Source organism: Pedobacter roseus, assembly GCF_014395225.1.
GTDB lineage: Bacteria > Bacteroidota > Bacteroidia > Sphingobacteriales > Sphingobacteriaceae > Pedobacter > Pedobacter roseus.
In genome coordinates, this window is the sequence record NZ_CP060723.1 from 2275863 (window position 1) to 2296699 (window position 20837).

Below are 20837 nucleotides of genomic sequence, written 5' to 3' on the forward strand. Positions count from 1 at the left end.
CAGATTGCCAAACAAATAAAAAATGAAAGATTCACTTCTGCTCATCATGACCCCGAATATGAGCCTTGCGCAGTGGGACAAAACGGGATTGCTCTCAAGGGAACTTGATATTTACCAAAAAATATGCGCTGCAACCGGGCTTCGGCTCATTGTTTACAGTTACGGCAGAAACGAAAAAAGCTTTTTAACAGGTATTGAAGGGGCAAGCGTGCTCGAAATGCCCGGCTGGATTCCAAAAGGAATTCCATTTTCAGTACAGAATTTGTTGTATCACCTGGTTTCGCCGGTGCTCTTCTTCCGCAGTTTTAAAAGAATAAAAATTGCCAAAACAAACCAGTATGCTGCCAGTGCATTTGGACTTTTAATCAAAGTGCTTTTCAATATTCAACTGGTCATCAGGATGGGCTATTACCATAGCCATTTAAAACCAAGGGGACGTTTATGGCGCTTCATGGAAAAAATCGCTTTTTCTTATTGCGACCGGATTTTGGTTACCTCAAAAAGTGCCGAACGTTTTATTAAAGAGGAATATCACATTGATCCGAATAAAATAACAACCATTCATAATTCTATAGATCTTGAACTTTTTAAGCCTGATAATACGCCAAAACAAGTAGATGTACTTTTTGTGGGAAGGTTGGAAAAGGTGAAAAATATCAGATTACTTACTGATTTTCTGAAGAAAACGAGTTGTAGCGTATTGGTCATTGGCGATGGTTCACTGTCTGGTGAAATAGAAGCAATAACCCATACAAAAGACAACATTAAATGGATCAAAAGAGTAGATAACAAAGCGCTTCCCCAATACTATAACCTTGCCCGGATGTACATCCTTATATCTGAGTACGAAGGTAATCCAAAAAGCCTGTTAGAGGCCATGTCGTGCGGGCTTCCCTGTATCGGTACCAATGTGCCGGGCATAGCCGAATGCATTAGTCAGGATTACACGGGCCTGTTAATCGGCCAGCATGTAAATGTATTGGCCAGCGCGGTAAACCGCTTGTTGTCCAATCCGTTGAAAGCCCAAAAAATAGGTGAAAATGCAAGAGAATGGATTATCGCTTCCTGCAACATGCAACAGAACATGTTGCAGGAGGCAGAATTTTATAAACCATTATTAGCAGATTCTCCGCTGCCAGAAAATAAAATGTTGATCCAAAACTAAATTAAATACTATGTTGATTTCCGTTATTATGTCGGTTTACAATGCGGAGGAGTACCTCAGTGAAGCCATTGATTCCATTCTCAGCCAAAACCATAAAGCCTTCGAACTAATTATTGTTGATGATGGCTCTACAGATAGCAGTGCTGATATTATCAGGCAGTATGCCAATCTCGACAGTCGCATTATCCTTATTTCCAATGAAAAAAATATTGGCCTTCCAAAATCGTTGAACAAGGCAATCCTGTTTTCAAAAGGCGAGTACATTGCCCGTCACGATGCCGACGACAGGTCTGCTCCTGAGCGTTTTTCCATTCAAGCGGCTTATGCCGAGGCCCATCCCGAAACCGACCTGATTGGCAGTGATTGTTATGTAATTGATATTAATGGCGATATCGTTTGCGAGAACAATAGTTATTCTGCCATCACCGACCCGTGGACAGACCTGCTGGAAAGACGCGCCATATTTACCCATGGCAGCACTTTCATAAAAAAATCTTCCCTGATCAATGTTGGGCTTTATGACGAAAGGTTCTATTATTCGCAGGATGGCGAACTATGGCTCAGGTTCCTCTCGAGGGGAGCAAAGGTACATACCATTGCCAGGCCGCTCTACCATTACCGGGTACTGCCATTACAAACCGTAAAAAAATACAATGCACAAGCCTCTTTTAACGAGGTGAAACACATGATGTATGTCCACCACTCAAGCGATACCGAAATTACTTCAAAACTGGAAGAAATTGCAGGTATTATTGCCGAAAAAAAACCTCAAACAAGCGTAGAAAATTATAAATCCATCTATTGGAAAACCCTGGCCAATATCGCTTATTTCAATCATGCCCGCAATTGGACCATTCCTTATCGCTACTTGTTCAGGGCTTTCAGGGAAAATGAGTTGAAGCAGAACACCTTCTATCTTTTAAAATTGGGCGTACTGTATTTGATGCCCAGGTTTATCACCGCTAAGCTACGCAAGCAATGAAACACAAACTGATGAGGATTACCACTGTGCCAATTTCCTTATTGGTGCTGCTCAAAAAACAGCTTGTGTTTATGAGTCAGTATTTTGATGTACTGGCCGTTTCCTCGGCTGGCGATGCCCTGCAACAGGTAGGAAAGGAGGCACCCGTAAGGATTAAGGCCGTAAACATGACCCGTAGGGTAACACCGCTACAGGATCTTGTCGGCATTTTTAAACTCTGCAGGGTAATGCTTGCCGAACGCCCCAGTATAGTACATACCCACACCCCCAAAGCGGGCCTGCTTGGTATGATTGCCGCAAAACTGGTGGGGGTACCCATCAGGCTCCATACAGTAGCAGGTTTACCTGTTCTCGAAAAAAAAGGCTTACTCAAATGGACAATGGGCATCACTGAAATACTTACTTCGGCCTGCGCCACCCACATATATGCCAATTCGCCAAATATGATGCGCCTGATGATAGACCGAAGGTATTGCACAGGAAAAAAAATCAAAGTAATTGGAAGGGGCAGCACTGGGGGGATTGATACCGCAGTGTTTAACCCGGATTTACCAGGAATTATTGCTGCAAAAACTGAAACCAGAACTGCCCTGAGATTAAAAGATGACGCATTTGTTTATTGTTTCATTGGCAGGATGGTTGGCGATAAGGGCATATCAGAACTGGTGAGTGCTTTCTGCAACCTCTATAAGCAAAACCCACGGATGATCTTATTATTGGTTGGTCCTTTCGAAAACGAACTCGATCCGCTGCCAGCTGCCATTCATAAGCTCATTAATGAACATGAGGGAATCAGGTGGCTGGATTTTCAAACCGATATCCGGAAATATTTGGCCATCAGCGATGTGTTTGTATTTCCGAGTTACCGCGAGGGTTTCCCCAATGTAATTATGCAGGCAGGCGCAATGGGGGTTCCCTGTATTGTAAGTAACATTAACGGTTGCAACGAAATTATTAATGAGGGTTTAAACGGGCTGATCGTTCCGGTTAAAAACATTCCCCATTTAGAACAGGCCATGGCAAGGCTTCATGCCACACCAACCGAAAGGTTAAACATGGCTACTGCCAGCAGGGCAATTATCCAAAGCCGATATGAAAGCGATCTGCTGATCGGGCAGATATTTTCAGAATACCAACTTCAGATTCAGAAATATAACAACAAAAATTAACAGCTACGCTCCTAAAACCATGTACAATTCAAAAATGAAAAGGCTACTGGATATTTTATTGGCCTTAACCATATTTATCCTGGTATCGCCGGTAATGCTGATTATCCTTCTGGTTTTACTCTTCACCACAGGAGGCCAGCCCATCTTTATGCAAGAGCGGGCAGGTAAAAACGAAGGGCCATTTATGCTTTTTAAATTTAGGACGATGAACTCGGTGAAGGCACCGGATGGTGAACTGGCATCCGATCAGGTTAGGCTAACAGCCTTTGGCCGTTTTCTGCGAAAATCATCGCTTGATGAACTTCCACAGCTGATTAATGTGATCTGTGGACAGATGAGCCTGATTGGTCCCCGACCACTCTTTATGAGGTACCTGGATTATTACCGGCCAATAGAAAAAAAACGCCACAGTGTACGCCCGGGTATTTCAGGATGGGCCCAGGTTAATGGTCGTAACAATGCAAATTGGGACGAGCGCCTACGTATGGATGTATTTTATGTAGAAAATGTGTCTTTTAAGCTTGATGTGCTTATCATTTATAAAACAGTTATCAATATTATACTTTCCCGTGATGTGGTTGTAGATGAGACCTATTTGATTGCTGATCTTAACGAGGAAAGGCAGGCAGATGTTGTCCGGTAGTTATCGGCTCAAACGCCTTCACGCTAACGAACGTATAGCTATCGATCACATTGCACTACTGTTACGGAACACTTATCATACTCAGGTTTCTGGTTTTTTTATCTATCACGACCCTAGTTACGCTAAATACCTGAGAATGGCCTCGCTGGATGAGGATAATTTCTGGATATACCAGTTAATTGATCCATTAGGAGAGCAGATGCTGGCGTTTGCCATATTAACCCGTAAAGAGCGGGATATTTTTCTCAACCAGATTGTTGTTTTGGAGCATTTTAGGGGTGGTAACCTGGCTGCAACGCTACTTTCGGGCATTCTCGGATTACTATTAGAAAAGTACGGTAATGATGAATTCAGCTCCCTAAAGCTCGAAACCTTTTACAGCAACCAAAGGGCCATGGCCATTTATCAGCATTGGAAAATGGAAGCCAGCCCAGGCAAAAACTGGTATTTAAATAAGGTGCCAGAGCATGATAATCAACTTCAGAAGGCTATAACCACCTGTTCTACAATTACCGACCCTTACGGTTTCCTGCAGCTTTATGCTAACAACAATCCAATGGGAACGGTGATTAACGGTGATCGGGCAAGGATAAACGGAGCACACATCGATGACGCAAAGATTTTAATCAAGTACCTCAACGGGCAGATGGGCATTTCCAAAATCTGCCTGGTTGCTGAGCAACAGCTCCAGCTCCCGTTAATCGATCGAACCATAACCTATTCACTTGGCATTTCCGAATTAAGGGATATGCTCTCTACAACAAAATTATAAACTATGAACTATACGATTATTAAAATAGAAGAAGGTGATAAATGGAGAGATTATGTGCAAAAGGCTAAATACTACGATTTCTATCATTCCTGGTATTATCACCATAACATTAAAAATGGAGAGGCTTTTCTGTTCGTTTATGAAAAAGAAGCTGCTTTTATAGCCATACCGCTAATTAAAAGGGCCATAAATGGAAGCGAATGCTTCGACCTCACTTCTGCTTACGGATACCTTGGTCCAATAACCAACCTCGATGTAGAGGAACTTAGCAGGGAGTTCCTATTGGCCTTTAGAGCAGCATTTCTTGATTTTATGGCGCAGGAAAAAATCGTTTGTGCCTTTAGCAGGTTACATCCCTTACTGCATCAGGTAGCGCTTTTGGATGATATCGGCGGTGTGTATGAGAACGGATCTACCGTTTACATCGATCTCGAAAGCTCCATCGAACAGCAGACCAGGCATTACCGAAAATCTGTTAAAAACTCCATTCATGCCCTTGCCGAAAGTTCGCCCTCGGTTAAAGTGGTAGAAACAGCAGCAGAGTTGGAAACATTTGTTTCCATTTATACCGAGAATATGAAGCGGATAGGGGCCGATAATTATTATCATTTCGACCTGCAGTATTTTAAAGAGCTGATCGGAGCCGAAGAGTTTTTATCACTGCCCTTAATGTTGTACCTGGATGGAATTGCCATTGCGGCAGGATTCTTCGTTTACACCAACGATATTATTCAGGTGCACTTGCTGGCAACCAAAACAGAGTTCCTGCACCTTTCGCCTACAAAACTTCTCATACATGAGGCAAGCAGGATCGGTAGAGACCGTGGGATGAGATACCTTCATTTGGGAGGAGGAGTTGGGGGTAAAAATGATTCACTTTTCTTTTGGAAATCAGGTTTTTCAGACCGCTTGCTTTCATTCCGCACCTGGAGATACATCAACAATCAGGCAGAATATGACCGGCTTAAAGCCAAAATGGCTTCAGACGAAGCAAAAGACAATGATTTCTTCCCTGCTTATCGCGCATTGGAAAAACAGTAACCTGGTAAAATCCAGTATCCATTAATAAGAACTTAAATAAGATAAGGTTATGAGTAAAAGAATCTATCTCTCTCCTCCGCACATGAGCGGACAGGAGATCATGTATGTAAAAAATGCATTCGATACCAATTGGGTAGCACCTCTAGGGCCAAATGTTGATGGCTTTGAGGTGGATATCGCGGGCTTCCTTGGCGATGGTACACAGGTGGCGGCCTTAAATTCGGGCACAGCAGCCATTCATTTGGGGCTGGTACTGTTGGGTGTAGGGGCAGGTGATGAGGTTATCTGTCAATCACTTACTTTTTCAGCCTCTGCTAATCCTATTTTATACCTTGGCGCAAGGCCAGTATTTATCGATAGCGAATCTCAAACCTGGAACATGTCGCCGTTTTTTCTGGAACAGGCCATTAAAAATAGGCTTGAAGCCGGAATAAAGCCAAAAGCCATTATTGTGGTACATCTTTATGGCATGCCCGCATTGATAGAAGAGATTGTTGAAATAGGCGAACGGTACGGAATTCCAATTCTGGAAGACGCTGCCGAGGCTTTGGGCTCAACATTTAGGGGAAGAAAACTCGGAACTTTTGGCGCCATCGGGATCTTTTCTTTTAATGGCAATAAAATCATTACCACTTCAGGTGGCGGGGCCATGGTATCTAAAAGTGCTGCATTGGTGGCAAAGGCCCGTTTTCTGTCCTGTCAGGCAAAAGAATCCTGTGCCTATTTTCAGCATACCGAAATTGGCTACAACTATCGCATGAGCAATATTGCTGCTGGAATTGGCAGGGGACAGATGGAAATGCTGCCCATGAGGATTTCGCAAAGGCGTGCAATATTCAACAGGTACAGGGAAAGCCTTTCGGGGACAATCGGAATCAGTTTTCAGGAAGAACCAAACCAACATTATTTCTCCAACAGGTGGCTTACTGCTTTTGTTGTGAACGAATCGGAACATTTTGAGGTCGAAAATTTCAGGCAGGCACTCGAGGCCGAAAATATTGAAGTGAGGTACATCTGGAAGCCGATGCACCTGCAGCCACTGTTTTCGCAATACCTTTATTTCGGCTCAGGTGTGAGCGATCGCCTTTTTCAGAATGGGATCTGTCTTCCATCAGGATCGGCGATGGACGAAGAAGATATGTCGAGAATTATCGGGGCATTTGAGCGCAATTTCTCGCCAAAACCCATCATTTACAGCGGAGCTATTATACAAGAAGAATATGGTACGGAAACAAACTGAGGGCAGAACCCGCTCGAGATGGTTGATTTTTTTGATTGATCAGGTCATTGTATGCTGGTCTTTATCGCTTTCCTTATTTGTGGTGATGCAGTTCAATTTTTCGATTGTACAGCGTGGTTATTTTTTTATCTATCTTTTTAGCTACCTGCTTATTACGAGTTCTGTATTCCTGGCGATGCGTATCCATACCGGAATTGTAAGGTACGCTAACCTCGATGATGTATACCGGATTTTTATGGCCACGCTTATATCTGGCATTTGTTATTGGCTATTTATAGAACTCATTGTTACACCCTATCTCAAAAAAGGGTGGACGGGATTTAATCTTGCGCTGATCTTCAATTTTTTCATCTCTAGTTCATTGCTCATACTGTTGCGGGTTTATGTGAGGCAGGGCTATAACCATTTGAATATCCCGTCAGAGCATAAGGTAGAAACGGTTTTAATTTACAGTAGAACCGGATCGGCCATCATTCTGAAACAGGCACTTGAAGCACAAAGGGAGAACAACTTTAATATTTTGGGGTACATTAACAACGATCCGGATAAGGTTGGGAAGTATATCCAGCAGAAAAAAATCTACCATTCCTCATCGATCAGTTACCTCAAGAAAAAATTTAAGCTCGAAAAGGTACTCATCTGTGGCGATGATCTCGATTATGGCGAGCGGAAAAGCATATTAGACAAGTGCATGAGTGAAGATATAAAAGTATCGCTCTTGCCGCCTCCGAGCCAATGGGCCTGTGGGAGGTTATCCAATAGCCAGATTAAGGAGCTAAATATTAATGACCTGTTGCAGCGCGAGCCCATTGTACTCAACAAAGAGAAGATTCTTTCAGAGATTACCGGAAAGCGTGTTTTGGTTACCGGTGCTGCAGGATCTATTGGTTCAGAAATTGTAAGGCAGCTCATCGGTTATTCACCAGAGCTGATTATCCTTTGCGACCAGGCAGAATCACCGCTACATGAGCTTCAGCTCGAGCTAATGGACCGTTATCCGGATTGCAGGGTGGTCATTTTTATGGCAAATATTCAGGACAGGCTCAGGACTTATCAGCTTTTCGATCTGTATCGTCCTGAGCTAGTATTTCATGCAGCGGCCTATAAACACGTTCCGTTGATGGAGAACAATCCAACAGAAGCCATTATGACCAATGTTTTTGGAACCAAAAATATCGCTTCGCTCTCCAAACGTTTCGAGGTTGAAAAGTTTGTGATGATTTCGACCGATAAAGCAGTTAACCCCACCAATGTGATGGGGGCAACTAAAAGGCTTGCCGAAATTTACATTCAGACCCTGCAAAATAATGAAAACGAAAATTTTAACCATACAGGTACACGTTTTATTACCACCCGGTTTGGCAACGTACTGGGCTCGAACGGCTCTGTAGTTCCCCGGTTTCGTGCCCAGATAGATGCTGGTGGACCGGTTACTGTTACCCACCCGGAAATTACCAGGTATTTTATGACCATCCCCGAAGCAGTAGAACTGGTGATGGAAGCAGCCTCGATGGGGAAAGGCGGTGAGATTTTTGTTTTTGACATGGGCGAAGCCATAAAAATTGTCGACCTCGCCATTAATATGATCAAACTTGCAGGCCTCGCGCCGCAAAAGGATATCGATATCGTTTTTACCGGCTTGCGTCCCGGAGAAAAGCTGTACGAGGAACTGCTCAATAACGAAGAGGCAACAATGGCCACCCATCACCGTAAAATTAAAATTGCCCGTGTGAAACATTATTTGTCAGGAGCAGTAGAGGAGTTGCTGGACAATTTATGGAAAGCAAAATGCAGTGGCAATGAGATTGATATGATTGGCCTTATTAAAAAGATGATACCCGAATACAGAAGTAATAATTCCGTTTTCGAAAAACTCGATAGCCCGGTGGCAGTTTAATCTGCCTGGTATTCGCTATCCGGAAAGCCAATTGAAATACTAACCGTCTATAGATCATTTGATTGAAATGAACCAGATAAAATCAGCTATATGAGTTTACATTATGGAGCAATCGTTGAGATGGCCGTGCGCCGCAAATCGGTAAATATAAGCGAGATATCGCGAAGGATGCACGTTAACCGGCGTTCAATCTATAACTGGTTTCAAAAGGATTTTCTCAGTATCGAAATCATTTGTGAGATCGGATACATCATCGACCATGATTTTTCAAAGGATTTTCCAGACGAATTTGCGTTAGACGGTTTTGCCAATCCCCATCATTCAATGGGTTATAAGGGCAGCACAAATGCAGAACAGGATTATTCTGTCCGTTTTTGGATGAACAAATACATTGCTTTATTGGAAAAATACAATAATCTACTGATGGATTATGCCCGGGAAACCCAGGCGAAGGATGGTACAGATCCACCCTGAAAATATTGTTTGGCATTTTGAAGGGCAAAACCTGTAAAAATGTATTTCAATCCCCAAAATCTTCAAGCGTACAAAATCTTAACTAAATTAATATGTGTGGAATAGTTGGTTACATAGGAAACAGGGAGGCATTCCCTGTTTTGATTAATGGCTTGCGCCGTTTAGAATACCGTGGTTACGACAGTGCCGGAATTGCCTTTCTTGATGATGGACTTAAAGTCGTAAAAAAATCAGGAAAGGTTGCCGTTCTCGAAGCTGCCTGTAACAATATAAAAATTGCCTCCAGAATTGGTATTGCTCATACCCGATGGGCTACTCATGGGTCACCAAGCGATGCCAATGCACATCCTCATATTTCTCCGAACGGAAAACTGGCCATTGTACATAATGGGATTATTGAAAACTATGCCTCGCTGAAAACAGCCCTTTTATCTAAAGGACATGTGTTTACCAGCGAAACCGATACCGAGGTGCTGATCCATTTGATTGAGGAGGTACAAGAACGTACAGGACTTGATCTTGCCGAATCTGTTCGGCTGGCATTACACAACGTTACCGGGGCCTATGCAATTGTGATTATAGATGAGGATAATCCGGGGCGCCTGATTGCTGCCAGAAAAGGCAGTCCCTTGGTAATAGGTGTTGGTAAAAACGAATATTTTGTAGCTTCAGATGCTACTCCGCTTATCGAATATACCAAAAATATAGTTTACCTGAACGACAATGAGATCGCTTGCGTGGCTTATGATGGGATCAGTATTTTTAACCTCGATAACATTCCGCAGGTGCCCTTTGTACAGGAGCTGGAAATGGAAATTGAAATGCTTGAAAAAGGCGGCTACAATCATTTTATGCTTAAAGAGATCCACGAACAGGCAAAATCGATTCGTGAGTGTATGCGGGGCAGGGTTTACCCCGAACAGGGGAAAATTGCCTTAGGTGGCATTGCTTCCTTTGACGGTTTATTGAAAAATGCAGAGAGGATTGTTATCGTGGCCTGCGGTACCTCCTGGCATGCGGGATTAATAGGCGAATACCTGATTGAAAAGTATGCCCGTATTCCCGTTGAGGTTGAATATGCTTCCGAATTTAGGTACCGCGATCCTGTTATTCGCAGCAACGATCTCGTAATTGCCATATCCCAATCAGGCGAAACCGCCGATACCCTTTCTGCAATTGATTTGGCCAAAAAGATGGGCGCTGTTGTTTTGGGGATATGTAATGTGGTGGGTTCATCCGTATCGCGGGCTACAGATGGGGGAATTTATACGCACGTAGGCCCCGAAGTGGGCGTAGCATCTACCAAGGCATTTTCTGGTCAGGTAACGGTGCTCACCATGTTGGCGCTTTATCTTGCACAGCTCAAAGAAACGTTATCGAAAGAAGAACGCAGTAATTGTATCCATTCGCTTTGGAAATTGCCCGAATTTGTTGAAGAGGCATTGAAATGTGAAGATCAGGTGCAGCGCATTGCTTACGGAATGTTGCGCAGCAGGAACTGTATCTATTTAGGTCGTGGATGCGCCTTTCCGGTAGCGCTTGAGGGCGCCCTTAAACTTAAAGAAATCTCGTACATCCATGCCGAAGGGTACCCGGCTGCCGAAATGAAACACGGTCCAATTGCCCTTATTGATGAAGAAATGACCGTTATTTTTATTGCGACCAATCATTCCTATCACGAAAAAATAATCAACAATATACAGGAAGTAAGGGCAAGAAAAGGCAAGGTTATCGCCATTGTTTCGAATGCTGGCGGAGAAGTGGCAGCACTTTCTGATGAGGTTGTTCAGATTCCCCATTCGGATGAATTTCTGCTGCCCATCCTTGCTGCCATCCCCCTCCAGTTATTGGCCTACCACGTGGCATTGATCAGGGGATGCAATGTAGATCAGCCCAGAAACCTGGCCAAATCTGTTACAGTAGAATAATTCACTCTCTTATTTCCCAATTATTATGAAAAAAATTAAGTTCTCTCTACCCGACATCAATTCTTCCATCACCAGAAACAGGGATAAAATCGTTTTTCTGGTTTGTGTAATCAGTGTTATTTCGATCATGCTGCTGGCCACCTTGCTGGCTGTTAAGCATTAGTTACCAGAAAACCAGACGCAGATGTTAAAAATTATTATAGTCGAATCGCACATTATCATTCTCGATCACCTCAAAACATTGCTTTCAGATCAAACTGCTTTTAAGGTGGTAGAGGTGGTAAGCGCTGGCAACGGACTGGTGGAATTACTGCTTTCTGGAATCAGTGTGGATCTGATTATGGCTGGCTTGTACAAAACAAGAGGAAATAACCTGGAGTGGCTGTTGGAGGCAAAACGCCTAAGGCCAGGCTTACCTATACTGGTGATCAGTAACGTGGCAATTGCTACACAGATCAGGGAGGTTTTTCTTGCCGGTGCTTCAGGTTACTTGCTGAGTAATATAGGAAGGGATGAGCTGTTCTTTTGCATCCGCCACACTGCTTTGGGGGGAGAATACATTTCGAGCCAATTGGCCGTGAGGGCATTTAAAGAGCAGTTTTTTTCTCCGCAACAAAATTTTTTAAGCGAAAACGGGCGTTATTCAGTCATGGAGGTTCGGCTTTTGCAGGCCATTTCAGATGGATTAAGCAGTCAGGAAATTGCAGATACATTCTTTTTAAGCAGGAGAAGTATTGAAAGCAGGAGAGCTGCATTATTGGCAAAGGCCGGCGTAACCAATACCGCCTCGTTAATTAAATTTGCAGCACTCAATGGGTTGGTTAACTAATTTTGGACGGTACCTAGAAACGAAAAAAGCCTGCTATCATACGATTGCAGGCTTTTTTCGTTTTTGAAAACATTTGGCGGAGAGCGAGGGATTCGAACCCCCGGACCTGTTACAGTCAACAGTTTTCAAGACTGCCGCATTCGACCACTCTGCCAGCTCTCCGCTGCAAAAGTACAAACTCAGCTTAAATCTGCAAACTCAGAAAGCGTTTTTTTTATATAAACTTGATAATTACTTAACACAGAGGGAGAAAAAATTATTTCTTCCGGATGTTTTCTTCAATTGGCTCCGATTTTTTGAATAGATTGAAGGTAGGGCGGATGATTTTAACACTCCGTTTGCTTACATCAACGCTGGCATTCAATTCAAAACCGATCAATAAAATGAGCGAATTGAGGTAAAGCCAGATCATCACCACGATCAGCGTCCCGATGGAGCCATAAACCTTATTGTAAGAGGCAAAATGATTGATGTAGAAGGAAAATCCCCAGATGGTAAGAAAGGCCAGAATGGTGGCCAGCCATGAACCTGCGCTAAAGAAGCGCCATTTTTTAGCGTGTGCAGGTCCATATCGGTATAAAATAGAAACAGTAATAAAATATAAAATACCGAGTAAAGCCCAGCGAACAATTTTGATGGCAAAAAGGGTAATGCCACCTTTATAGTGTAATTCCCTTTGTAAATAACTTAATAAAATCTCGCCCGTAGCCATTGCAGCAATACAAACAATAACAGATAAGGCAATAATTACGGTTAATATAATTGCAACCAACCTTCGTTTTAGCCAGGTTCTGGTTTCTACAATCAGTGATGAACGGTTAAATGCACCCATTAAATTATGTACACCATTGGTTGCAAAAAACAAAGACAAAACAAAACCTAATGAGAGCAAACTTCCATTTTGGATATTTACAATTTCATTCAGTGTAGTTTCGAAAGCTAAATAGGCATTTGTAGGCAATACCAGGGCGATTAACGACATTAATTGATCCTGAAAACCAATTTTCTTTGGTATATACGGGATTAACGTAAATAAAAAGATAATGGCAGGGAAAATTGCCAACATGAAATTATAAGCCAAGGATGATGCCTTGTTAACTAAAGTAGCTTTGCCAATTTCCCGGAAGAAAAAGGTCGCAACCGTATATAAGGGGAGCGGGCTAAATCCAGGCAAAATACATCCCTTAGTCCATTCTATAAATCTGGAATAGAGCTTAAGATGTAATAATTGCCGGTGTAACCATTCCATTGTAGCTGTTAATTAAAAAATACCGATAATTTTTCCATAAAGTTTTCGGGAGGGTTGGTGGGCTTGTTTTTCTTCATGTCGACAAATACAAGTGTAGTGGCCCCAATGTTGATCAGTTCTTCATTTTCATTATACAGTTCGTATTCAAAGAAAATGCGTATGCCGGGCAAAGTTTTAACAATGGTTTTAACAGTAATCTCCTGGTCGTATAGTGCAGGTTTGATGTATTTACATTTCAGCTCCAATACAGGCATCATAATGCCATCAGCTTCCATAGAACTGTAACTCATGCCTAAACTCCGCAACATCTCTACACGGCCCACTTCGTAATACTGTGCATAGTTGCCATAATACATATAACCCATCTGATCGGTTTCGCCGTAGCGCACCCTGATTTTTGTACTGTGGCTATACATTATTTAAAGATATTTCTTTTATTTAAAGCCTCGCGGTATTTTTTTGCATTGATTTCGTGTTCTGCCTTCGTTTCAGCAAAGTTATGGTAACCCGAGAAATCTTCTTTGGCGCACATGTAAATGTAATTGTTTTTATCGCGGTTTAATACGGCATCAATGGCGTTAATACTTGGCATCATAATCGGGCCCGGAGGCAAACCTGCATATTTATAGGTGTTGTAAAGCGATTGTACCTGCAATAATTTCCCGGTTACCCTTTTTACGGTAAAATCGTTATTGGCGAAAATTACCGTTGGATCGGCCTGTAATAAAATGCCTTTGTTCAGGCGGTTTAAATATAGACCCGCAATAATGGGCATTTCTTTATCGTAAAGCGCTTCACCATCCACAATGGAGGCCAAAGTATATACCTGCGCAGGCGTAAGGTTTAAGCTTGCCGCTTTTTGTTTACGGTCGGCATTCCAGAATTTATCATATTCCTTGTGCATGCGCTCAAAAAAATCAACCGGCGAAACATTCCAGTACATTTCGTAAGTATTCGGAATGAACATCGCATATACATTATCCTGGTTAAAACCATATTTGCTGATCAATGCAGTTGAATCCAATACGTGGATAAAACTTAAAGAATCGGCTTCGAGGTTACTGGCCAGGTAAGCCGCAAAATTTTCTTTCTTACGGATATTCTGGAATTTCAGTTTAACAGGATCCTGGTTTCCGGCTTTGATCAGGTTAATTAAGGTACGGTTGGTCATTCCTTTTTTCAGACGGTAACGGCCAGGTTTAACACTTGTTGCCAGGCTCATCTTTCCGGCAGCTGCAGTAAAAGTACCGATGCTTTTTACCAGGTCTTTCTTTTTGATTTCAGCAAGTAAATCGTCATAACTGCTGCCTGTTTTGATGTATAAATATTTTTGGTTCTCGGTAACGTTAGGGGCAAAATAAAGCCTGTAAATATTCAGTGCAAAGTAACCGGCAATTAGAATAACAATCAGCGCAATTACTATTGCTGCTTTTTTGCCTGTGCTCATGGTCTTTTTTTCTACTTCAGTCATCTGTATCGTATGCGTATGTTATTGTTGTTTATTGGATAGTGTAATGTTGATTTTAGTGCCTAGAGGTACTTTTGTTAACGAATCAACTAACATGGGGTCTTGTTTTATAATAATGGCGGCAGCACTGTCGGTTACTGGTCCATCATAAATAATGGTACCTAAACTGAGGTTCGAGCCCCTCAAGCTAAACTTCGCTTCATCCATGGTTAAGCCCATCAATTGCGGAATGTCTACTTCTTCGTTTCCGCGGCCATCACCCAGTACCAGGTTAATCCTCGAACCCACCGGAACAATTTGTCCTGCAGCAATCGGCTGACCACCAAAAGAGGCTTCCAGTACTACATCGCGGCTTACATCCGGTTTGTAGGTAGTATCGCCCAGTTTTAATCTAGAACTTTCGATAATGGCCTGCGCCTCGCGTAAGGTTTTAAACGCAATATCCGGGAATTTTGTATTTGGGATTTTACCTGCGTTAATGGTTAAATAAATGGTACGGTTATCTTTTACAAAAGTATTGGGATCAGGATCCTGATCAATTACGATCCCGGCAGGCTGATCCATGATAAAAACAGAATCTACTTCGTATTTTAATCCGGCATCTTCCAGTTTTTTTACTGCCTGTTCAAAAGAAAGGCCCTTTACCATAGGCACATTTAAACCTTCGCCATGTTTGGTATAATATCTTAAGCTAAAAAATGCAATGAGGAGCAATGCAATAACGGTGATTATGGCAGCTAAAATGTTGTTTCTAAACGATTTGGTTTTTAAGTAATCTATAAATTTAGACATGTATCTTAAATGGGGTTTATGCGTATAAGCTCAAATGTAACTATTTTAATTATTGATTGAATTATAGAATCTAAATCGCCTTCCAATCATTTGAAAATTCATTCATTCTCTCCCTCACTCAATCCTTCACTAATTCAATCATTCACTAATTCTCTCATTCAATCCCTCTCTTCAATAATTGTTCCGTTAATGTGATCAAAGCACAAAGATATTTATATTTTTGGGGATATATTTATATTCAATTTCTATTTATAAAAGGATTTCTGACATGAAGAAAACTATTGCGTTGTTAACAGGCGGTACCACAGGCGAATGGGTTGTTTCGGTAAAAAGTGCAGCAACAATTGCCCAGAACATCGACCCTAATTTATACGATGTTTATAAAATTATGCTGAACGAAAAAGGATGGTTTTATGAGCCAGCTGATTCTGTTAAGATTGAAATTGATAAAAATGATTTTTCCTTAACGCTTGATGGCCGCAGGGTAAAGTTTGATGGTGTTTTTATTGCCATTCACGGTTCGCCTGGTGAAGATGGAAAATTGCAGGGTTATTTCGATATGTTGGGTATTCCGTACACCACCTGCGATGCCTTGACTTCATCAATAACGATGAACAAGGGTTACACCAAGGCCATAGTTGAAGGGATTGATAACTTGTATACGGCGAAATCCGTTCAGATATTCAAAGGTGGAAATTACAGTTTAAGCCAGATTAAACATGATTTAAGACTACCTTATTTTGTGAAACCCAATAGTGGCGGGAGCAGCATTGGCATGAGTAAGGTAAAACACGCCGATGACCTTGACGAAGCCATTGATAAGGCCTTTAAAGAAGATACCCAGATTTTAATTGAAGAATTTGTAAGCGGAAGGGAATTTTCGATCGGTGTGTTTGGTGCCGAAGGAAAAATCATTGTTTTACCTACAACAGAAGTAATTCCCCAAAATGAATTTTTCGATTTCGAAGCGAAATATACACCCGGCGCAACAGAAGAAATTACCCCTGGCCGCATGAATGAGGAAGAATTGCAACGTGTGCAACAAGTGGTTACGGATGTATATAAAAAACTAAATTGCAGGGGAGTGGTACGTGTTGATTATTTCCTCGAACACGAAACCGGGAAATTTTATTTTATCGAAATCAATACCATCCCCGGACAAACGGCCACAAGTTTTATTCCACAACAGGTAGCTGCGATGGGCATATCGCTTAAAGAGTTTTATACCCGTTTAATGAAGGAAACATTGGGGTAGGTTTTTAGTCCTTAATCCAGAGTCTATTTACCACAAAGCTTGGATTGGGCGTTCGGAGTTGATTAGCCACAAAGACCAATGAACTTAAAGATACTTAAGGGTTAGAGATTTAAGACTAGGTTGTAGATACGTTATTTTTAAGCGCAGATCGTCTGCGTTTCAACAGGCCAATAATTAAATTAATTATGGGTAGCAATTGAACCAATAGAAATCCCATCCCAAGAGTAGCAAGCTGGATATTTAATCGTTTGAAATAAGCCAATGAACCTTCATTGGTTAACTCAATTACTGCAAGCGACTTTATATAACTATATTGGATATACAAATAGGCTAGAAGCAAAAGGATAGACAATAAGATGTGTAGCCAGCTCAAAATTTCCCAGGCCATATACCGGGCCAGTAATCTATAAAATAAGGCTAAAATGAATAAAAGTATCACCCAAAATCTGATGAACTGAATATTTGTCATCACATAATAGGTATAGTGAAAATTGATATCCAGGCTTGACACGGGAATGAAAAATGAGACTACCAAAAGAAGTGTGGCAAATAGCACCAGGAAATTGTAGGTTTTGAAGATTATTTTCATTTTTAGTTTTTATGCATCACAGTAGTTTGTCAGTCGGAGCGTAGCCAAAGCACCCTCTGTTAAATGATTTTTTCGTGCCATTTATAGTCGTCAAATTTTTATTAGGAAATGAATGTACAGTAGTGCTTCGGAAAATGCAGTCCCGTTATACGCTATAGCTCCGATAAAAGATCGGAGGCTGCCGCTTCTACCGGGTTTATGAAACAAAGGCCTATGTAAAAATCACTATTCCCTTCCTGCAAAGCTAAAATAACAATTTTTAGTATATCAAGTTGTTTCTGATCAGTTTTATCGTACTCGTGTGTTACAAAGTGATACCTTTGGAGTAACGGGGATGGAGGTGAAAGGCAATTTTATCGCTATTAAATTTAATCATCAGGCATCAGAAATGCAAATCTTACTATTCCTCGTTTTAAACGACGACTATTTGTTCTCAGTTAACCGCTTCATTTATACAATCAACCAAGGCTTTCACTTTAATTTCAGAAGTTAATTCGTAACGGTATTCATCTTCAATACTGCCCATTTTGGTTTCAGTATTTCTGAATTTCATTTTACTTTGAACAAATTCCTTTGCCGAAGCATGAAATTCTGTTGCTCCCGTCTGGTTAATGAGTTGCTGGATGTTGCCTTCATTTATTCCGGCGCCAGGCATGATTGTGATCCTTCCATTTGCCTTTTTAATCAATTGAGATAGTTTTTCTGCACCCAATGCAGCTGAAGATGCACCACCAGAAGTAAGCACTCTTTTGATGCCGAGTTCGATTAAATCTTCCAGTGCCTGATCCATATCATTACTCATATCAAAAGCCCTGTGAAAAGCTACTGCCATTGGTTTAGCCAATTCGATTAATTCAGCACACCTTTCTCTATCAATGGCGCCATCTTCCTTCAGTATTCCTATAACAATACCTTCGCAATTTAATGATCTGCAGATATTTATATCTTCTTTCATTAACTCAAATTCGGTGTCGGAATATAAAAAATCGCCACCCCTCGGGCGAATAATCGGCCAGATTTCGATGGACAGGTTTTTCTTGGCTAATGCCAGCTGACCATAACTTGGTGTAGTACCGCCCTCGGCCAGGTTATCGCAAAATTCAGCTCTTTTAGCACCGCCATTTTGAGCAGCCAATGCTGACGCATAGGAATTTGCGCAGACTTCTAAACATGCGTTTTTTGTGATTAGATCACTTTTCATTTCTACTAATAAATGGATATAACTTGAATTATTCTTCTGTTTCTGCCAGCCCTAAAACAACCCAACCTTTTGGCGATTTATAGGTATTGAGTAGCTGCGTTGATTTTCCACCATCCGGAAACCAGCATATCTCAGTAATTACCCAATGGGAATCATCAATTTTTTTCCGTTCAGGAAAAGCATTCTGAAGACCTGAAAAATCAGGAAAGCCATGTTCTTCAGTACTATTGATAAAAGATAATTTAAGTACTTCTGCTGTTTCATTGATGATGTCATCATCTAACTCCATTTTCAGTTTGGAAAGCATGATTCTTGCTTCCTCAGAGAAATCTTTACATGCTATTGCAGCTTCAAGATCCTTAGCATTATAAGCATTCTCCAGAGCTAATATTGCACCTTCCGGAGTATCAGCGTTTGGCCTGAAGTAATCTATACCTTCATCAATATATAAGCCAACACTACTGTCGAATTCGGCCTTATCTTTTTCTGGGATACCATCTCTGATCGCCCGTATGGTGTAACCGCCAATTAATCGGCCATTTTCAATACTCATCCAGTCTGATATCAGGTCGCGATCGATCCCAATCTTCTGGTTAAGTTTCACCGTGCCCACACTTACAGGTTCATTACCTACGGTACCAAAAAGATTGCCTTCATCATCAAAATGAGGTTCAGTAAGCCAAATATGCTCGCTATTTTCGCCGTCTATAATATGGACTTTAACAGAGAAATAAGCATGATGTGGCTGAGGATTAGCCAGGCTTTCTTCAAAATACCAAAGCGTTAAATTCGCCTTTTCAATCGCCCAGTTCATGCGTTCATCTTCGCCAGGTACATAAACCATGTCTGGTTCGTCCTTGCGTTCTTCTACATTCTTTTTTCCGAAAATTTTAGATAATAAGCCCATATTAGATTGCGTTTATTTTGTTCGATGGATCTATATCCTAATAATAGCTTTTACCTTTAATTAAAAGATCCTGTTTTTCTGCATTGCAAACTGCATAACTAAAGCCTTGCTGAATGGCATAAGCACCGTATTCACCCTTTTTATTGATGGCTAAAAAGCCAACCTGTATGTTTTTGGCTGTTTCAGGTTTCTTTTTGATGATGCGCATCACGGCTTCTTTACAGGCTGCTTCCGGACTATAACCCTGGCGCATCAGTTCCACCACTAAAAATGAACCTACATTTCTTACCACTTCTTCACCCACACCGGTAGAGGTTGCCCCTCCAATTTCATTATCTACATATAAACCTGCACCAATAATCGGACTGTCGCCAATCCGTCCATGTAATTTATAAGCCATACCACTGGTGGTACAGGCGCCAGAAATGTTTCCTTTTGCATCAATCGCTAACATCCCGATGGTATCGTGGTTATATTGATTTCCTGGTAATTTTTGCGGCGCGGCTTTTTCGTAAAGTTTATTTTCAATATTCATTACCGGCGCATATTTTGCCGTTTTTAGCCATTCTTTCCATGCTTTTTCGCTTGCAGGAGTTAGGAGATTTTCTTTTTTAAAGCCCTGTTCCAATGCAAACTGCAAAGCGCCATCGCCGGCCAGCATTACATGGGGCGTTTTTTCCATTACTTTACGGGCTACTGAAATGGGGTGTTTAATATATTCGAGGGCTAAAACAGCACCGCAATTGCCTTGTTCATCCATAATGCAGGCATCAAGGGTTACACGTCCATCACGGTCTGGTAGACCACCATAGCCTACCGATTGATTTTTTTCGTCTGCTTCCGGAACCCATACACCTTGTTCTACAGCATCCAGCGCACGTCCGCCTGATGATAATACTTTCCATGCATCCGCATTTGCTGCAATACCAAAATCCCAGGTAGAAATCACAATCGGGAAATTTGCTGCTTTTGAATCTTTGTGGGGAAGCACTTCAGCTATGCTGCTTTTATCAATGGCAAGTAATCCGGCAGATAGGGCGGATGCTTTTATAAATTTACGGCGGTTAAACATTTGTTTGGTAATTGTTAAAGGAGGTTAATTGTTTAAATTGGTTAACTGGTTAATTGTTTAATGAACGAATTGTTAGATTGTTAAATCGATCAATCTTGTCTGATTATTGTGATTTGAACATTGGTTCTTATCTATTAATCGTTTTACTATTTGTCTGAAAATTG

Annotated in this window: 21 protein-coding genes and 1 tRNA gene; 13 read left to right on the forward strand and 9 right to left on the reverse strand. The window is 41.5% G+C overall.

The window, feature by feature from the left end; all coding sequences use genetic code 11:
- Positions 1-22: 22 nt before the first annotated feature.
- The 12 genes from H9L23_RS09505 (at position 23) to H9L23_RS09560 (ending at position 12140) form a co-directional block, all read left to right on the forward strand.
- Positions 23-1165, forward strand: a complete 1143-nt coding sequence (locus H9L23_RS09505; RefSeq protein WP_187594728.1) for a glycosyltransferase family 4 protein — start codon at positions 23-25, stop codon at positions 1163-1165.
- Positions 1166-1175: 10 nt separating this feature from the next.
- A complete protein-coding gene (locus H9L23_RS09510; RefSeq protein WP_187594729.1) occupies positions 1176-2147 on the forward strand; it encodes a glycosyltransferase in 972 nt (323 codons plus the stop codon).
- On the forward strand, positions 2144-3316 hold the full coding sequence (locus H9L23_RS09515; RefSeq protein ID WP_187594730.1) for a glycosyltransferase family 4 protein: 1173 nt from the start codon (positions 2144-2146) through the stop codon (positions 3314-3316). Before H9L23_RS09510 ends, H9L23_RS09515 begins: the two co-directional genes overlap by 4 nt.
- Before the next feature lie 34 nt (positions 3317-3350).
- On the forward strand, positions 3351-3959 hold the full coding sequence (locus H9L23_RS09520) for a sugar transferase (protein ID WP_246474900.1): 609 nt from the start codon (positions 3351-3353) through the stop codon (positions 3957-3959).
- Positions 3960-4095: 136 nt separating this feature from the next.
- Positions 4096-4731 (forward strand): GNAT family N-acetyltransferase, encoded by a 636-nt coding sequence (locus tag H9L23_RS09525; RefSeq protein WP_394355244.1) that lies wholly within the window; start codon positions 4096-4098, stop codon positions 4729-4731.
- A 3-nt stretch (positions 4732-4734) separates the two neighbouring features.
- Positions 4735-5772, forward strand: coding sequence for a GNAT family N-acetyltransferase (locus H9L23_RS09530; protein ID WP_187594733.1), 1038 nt, complete (start codon positions 4735-4737; stop codon positions 5770-5772).
- Between the two features lie 49 nt (positions 5773-5821).
- Positions 5822-7012, forward strand: coding sequence for a DegT/DnrJ/EryC1/StrS family aminotransferase (locus H9L23_RS09535; RefSeq protein ID WP_187594734.1), 1191 nt, complete (start codon positions 5822-5824; stop codon positions 7010-7012).
- On the forward strand, positions 6993-8909 hold the full coding sequence (locus tag H9L23_RS09540) for a polysaccharide biosynthesis protein (RefSeq protein WP_187594735.1): 1917 nt from the start codon (positions 6993-6995) through the stop codon (positions 8907-8909). The genes H9L23_RS09535 and H9L23_RS09540 overlap by 20 nt, the downstream gene beginning before the upstream one ends.
- A gap of 90 nt (positions 8910-8999) precedes the next feature.
- A complete protein-coding gene (locus H9L23_RS09545) occupies positions 9000-9383 on the forward strand; it encodes a hypothetical protein (RefSeq protein ID WP_187594736.1) in 384 nt (127 codons plus the stop codon).
- Positions 9384-9475: 92 nt separating this feature from the next.
- Entirely contained in the window at positions 9476-11311 is a 1836-nt protein-coding gene (gene glmS / locus H9L23_RS09550) for a glutamine--fructose-6-phosphate transaminase (isomerizing) (RefSeq protein ID WP_187594737.1), read from the forward strand.
- Between the two features lie 25 nt (positions 11312-11336).
- Positions 11337-11474, forward strand: coding sequence for a hypothetical protein (locus H9L23_RS09555; RefSeq protein ID WP_187594738.1), 138 nt, complete (start codon positions 11337-11339; stop codon positions 11472-11474).
- Between the two features lie 21 nt (positions 11475-11495).
- Positions 11496-12140, forward strand: a complete 645-nt coding sequence (locus tag H9L23_RS09560; protein WP_187594739.1) for a response regulator transcription factor — start codon at positions 11496-11498, stop codon at positions 12138-12140.
- A gap of 74 nt (positions 12141-12214) precedes the next feature.
- On the opposite strand, the gene H9L23_RS09565 is transcribed toward H9L23_RS09560, so the two are convergent.
- From H9L23_RS09565 to H9L23_RS09585, 5 genes are all read right to left on the reverse strand, one after another.
- Positions 12215-12302: transfer RNA gene (locus H9L23_RS09565), tRNA-Ser, on the reverse strand.
- A 94-nt stretch (positions 12303-12396) separates the two neighbouring features.
- The gene (locus tag H9L23_RS09570) at positions 12397-13389 is read right to left on the reverse strand and encodes a YihY/virulence factor BrkB family protein (protein WP_187594740.1); all 993 of its coding nucleotides are present in this window, start codon (positions 13387-13389) and stop codon (positions 12397-12399) included.
- Positions 13390-13397: 8 nt separating this feature from the next.
- On the reverse strand, positions 13398-13805 hold the full coding sequence (locus tag H9L23_RS09575; RefSeq protein WP_187594741.1) for an acyl-CoA thioesterase: 408 nt from the start codon (positions 13803-13805) through the stop codon (positions 13398-13400).
- A complete protein-coding gene (mltG, locus tag H9L23_RS09580; protein ID WP_187594742.1) occupies positions 13805-14860 on the reverse strand; it encodes an endolytic transglycosylase MltG in 1056 nt (351 codons plus the stop codon). The genes H9L23_RS09575 and mltG overlap by 1 nt, the downstream gene beginning before the upstream one ends.
- An 18-nt stretch (positions 14861-14878) precedes the next feature.
- Positions 14879-15649 carry a PASTA domain-containing protein gene (locus H9L23_RS09585; RefSeq protein ID WP_187594743.1) on the reverse strand — a complete coding sequence of 257 codons (771 nt, stop codon included), beginning with the start codon at positions 15647-15649 and terminating at the stop codon, positions 14879-14881.
- A 268-nt stretch (positions 15650-15917) separates the two neighbouring features.
- Between H9L23_RS09585 and H9L23_RS09590 the strand changes: the two genes are divergently transcribed.
- Positions 15918-16904: a D-alanine--D-alanine ligase gene (locus H9L23_RS09590; protein ID WP_187594744.1), complete on the forward strand. Its 987-nt coding sequence runs from the start codon at positions 15918-15920 to the stop codon at positions 16902-16904.
- A gap of 115 nt (positions 16905-17019) precedes the next feature.
- On the opposite strand, the gene H9L23_RS09595 is transcribed toward H9L23_RS09590, so the two are convergent.
- From H9L23_RS09595 to H9L23_RS09610, 4 genes are all read right to left on the reverse strand, one after another.
- Positions 17020-17493 (reverse strand): hypothetical protein, encoded by a 474-nt coding sequence (locus H9L23_RS09595; RefSeq protein ID WP_187594745.1) that lies wholly within the window; start codon positions 17491-17493, stop codon positions 17020-17022.
- Positions 17494-17926: 433 nt separating this feature from the next.
- Entirely contained in the window at positions 17927-18694 is a 768-nt protein-coding gene (locus tag H9L23_RS09600; protein ID WP_187594746.1) for a copper homeostasis protein CutC, read from the reverse strand.
- A gap of 28 nt (positions 18695-18722) precedes the next feature.
- A complete protein-coding gene (locus H9L23_RS09605) occupies positions 18723-19601 on the reverse strand; it encodes a YegJ family protein (RefSeq protein WP_187594747.1) in 879 nt (292 codons plus the stop codon).
- A 37-nt stretch (positions 19602-19638) separates the two neighbouring features.
- On the reverse strand, positions 19639-20673 hold the full coding sequence (locus H9L23_RS09610; RefSeq protein ID WP_187594748.1) for a N(4)-(beta-N-acetylglucosaminyl)-L-asparaginase: 1035 nt from the start codon (positions 20671-20673) through the stop codon (positions 19639-19641).
- Positions 20674-20837 lie beyond the last annotated feature (164 nt).

Bases quoted from the DNA above. Each gene is read 5' to 3' on its own strand.
- H9L23_RS09505 (WP_187594728.1), top strand. From the start codon at position 23: ATGAAAGATTCACTTCTGCTCATCATGACCCCGAATATGAGCCTTGCG.
- H9L23_RS09510 (WP_187594729.1), top strand. From the start codon at position 1,176: ATGTTGATTTCCGTTATTATGTCGGTTTACAATGCGGAGGAGTACCTC.
- H9L23_RS09515 (WP_187594730.1), top strand. From the start codon at position 2,144: ATGAAACACAAACTGATGAGGATTACCACTGTGCCAATTTCCTTATTG.
- H9L23_RS09520 (WP_246474900.1), top strand. From the start codon at position 3,351: ATGAAAAGGCTACTGGATATTTTATTGGCCTTAACCATATTTATCCTG.
- H9L23_RS09525 (WP_394355244.1), top strand. From the start codon at position 4,096: ATGGCCTCGCTGGATGAGGATAATTTCTGGATATACCAGTTAATTGAT.
- H9L23_RS09530 (WP_187594733.1), top strand. From the start codon at position 4,735: ATGAACTATACGATTATTAAAATAGAAGAAGGTGATAAATGGAGAGAT.
- H9L23_RS09535 (WP_187594734.1), top strand. From the start codon at position 5,822: ATGAGTAAAAGAATCTATCTCTCTCCTCCGCACATGAGCGGACAGGAG.
- H9L23_RS09540 (WP_187594735.1), top strand. From the start codon at position 6,993: ATGGTACGGAAACAAACTGAGGGCAGAACCCGCTCGAGATGGTTGATT.
- H9L23_RS09545 (WP_187594736.1), top strand. From the start codon at position 9,000: ATGAGTTTACATTATGGAGCAATCGTTGAGATGGCCGTGCGCCGCAAA.
- glmS (WP_187594737.1), top strand. From the start codon at position 9,476: ATGTGTGGAATAGTTGGTTACATAGGAAACAGGGAGGCATTCCCTGTT.
- H9L23_RS09555 (WP_187594738.1), top strand. From the start codon at position 11,337: ATGAAAAAAATTAAGTTCTCTCTACCCGACATCAATTCTTCCATCACC.
- H9L23_RS09560 (WP_187594739.1), top strand. From the start codon at position 11,496: ATGTTAAAAATTATTATAGTCGAATCGCACATTATCATTCTCGATCAC.
- H9L23_RS09570 (WP_187594740.1), bottom strand. From the start codon at position 13,389: ATGGAATGGTTACACCGGCAATTATTACATCTTAAGCTCTATTCCAGA.
- H9L23_RS09575 (WP_187594741.1), bottom strand. From the start codon at position 13,805: ATGTATAGCCACAGTACAAAAATCAGGGTGCGCTACGGCGAAACCGAT.
- mltG (WP_187594742.1), bottom strand. From the start codon at position 14,860: ATGACTGAAGTAGAAAAAAAGACCATGAGCACAGGCAAAAAAGCAGCA.
- H9L23_RS09585 (WP_187594743.1), bottom strand. From the start codon at position 15,649: ATGTCTAAATTTATAGATTACTTAAAAACCAAATCGTTTAGAAACAAC.
- H9L23_RS09590 (WP_187594744.1), top strand. From the start codon at position 15,918: ATGAAGAAAACTATTGCGTTGTTAACAGGCGGTACCACAGGCGAATGG.
- H9L23_RS09595 (WP_187594745.1), bottom strand. From the start codon at position 17,493: ATGAAAATAATCTTCAAAACCTACAATTTCCTGGTGCTATTTGCCACA.
- H9L23_RS09600 (WP_187594746.1), bottom strand. From the start codon at position 18,694: ATGAAAAGTGATCTAATCACAAAAAACGCATGTTTAGAAGTCTGCGCA.
- H9L23_RS09605 (WP_187594747.1), bottom strand. From the start codon at position 19,601: ATGGGCTTATTATCTAAAATTTTCGGAAAAAAGAATGTAGAAGAACGC.
- H9L23_RS09610 (WP_187594748.1), bottom strand. From the start codon at position 20,673: ATGTTTAACCGCCGTAAATTTATAAAAGCATCCGCCCTATCTGCCGGA.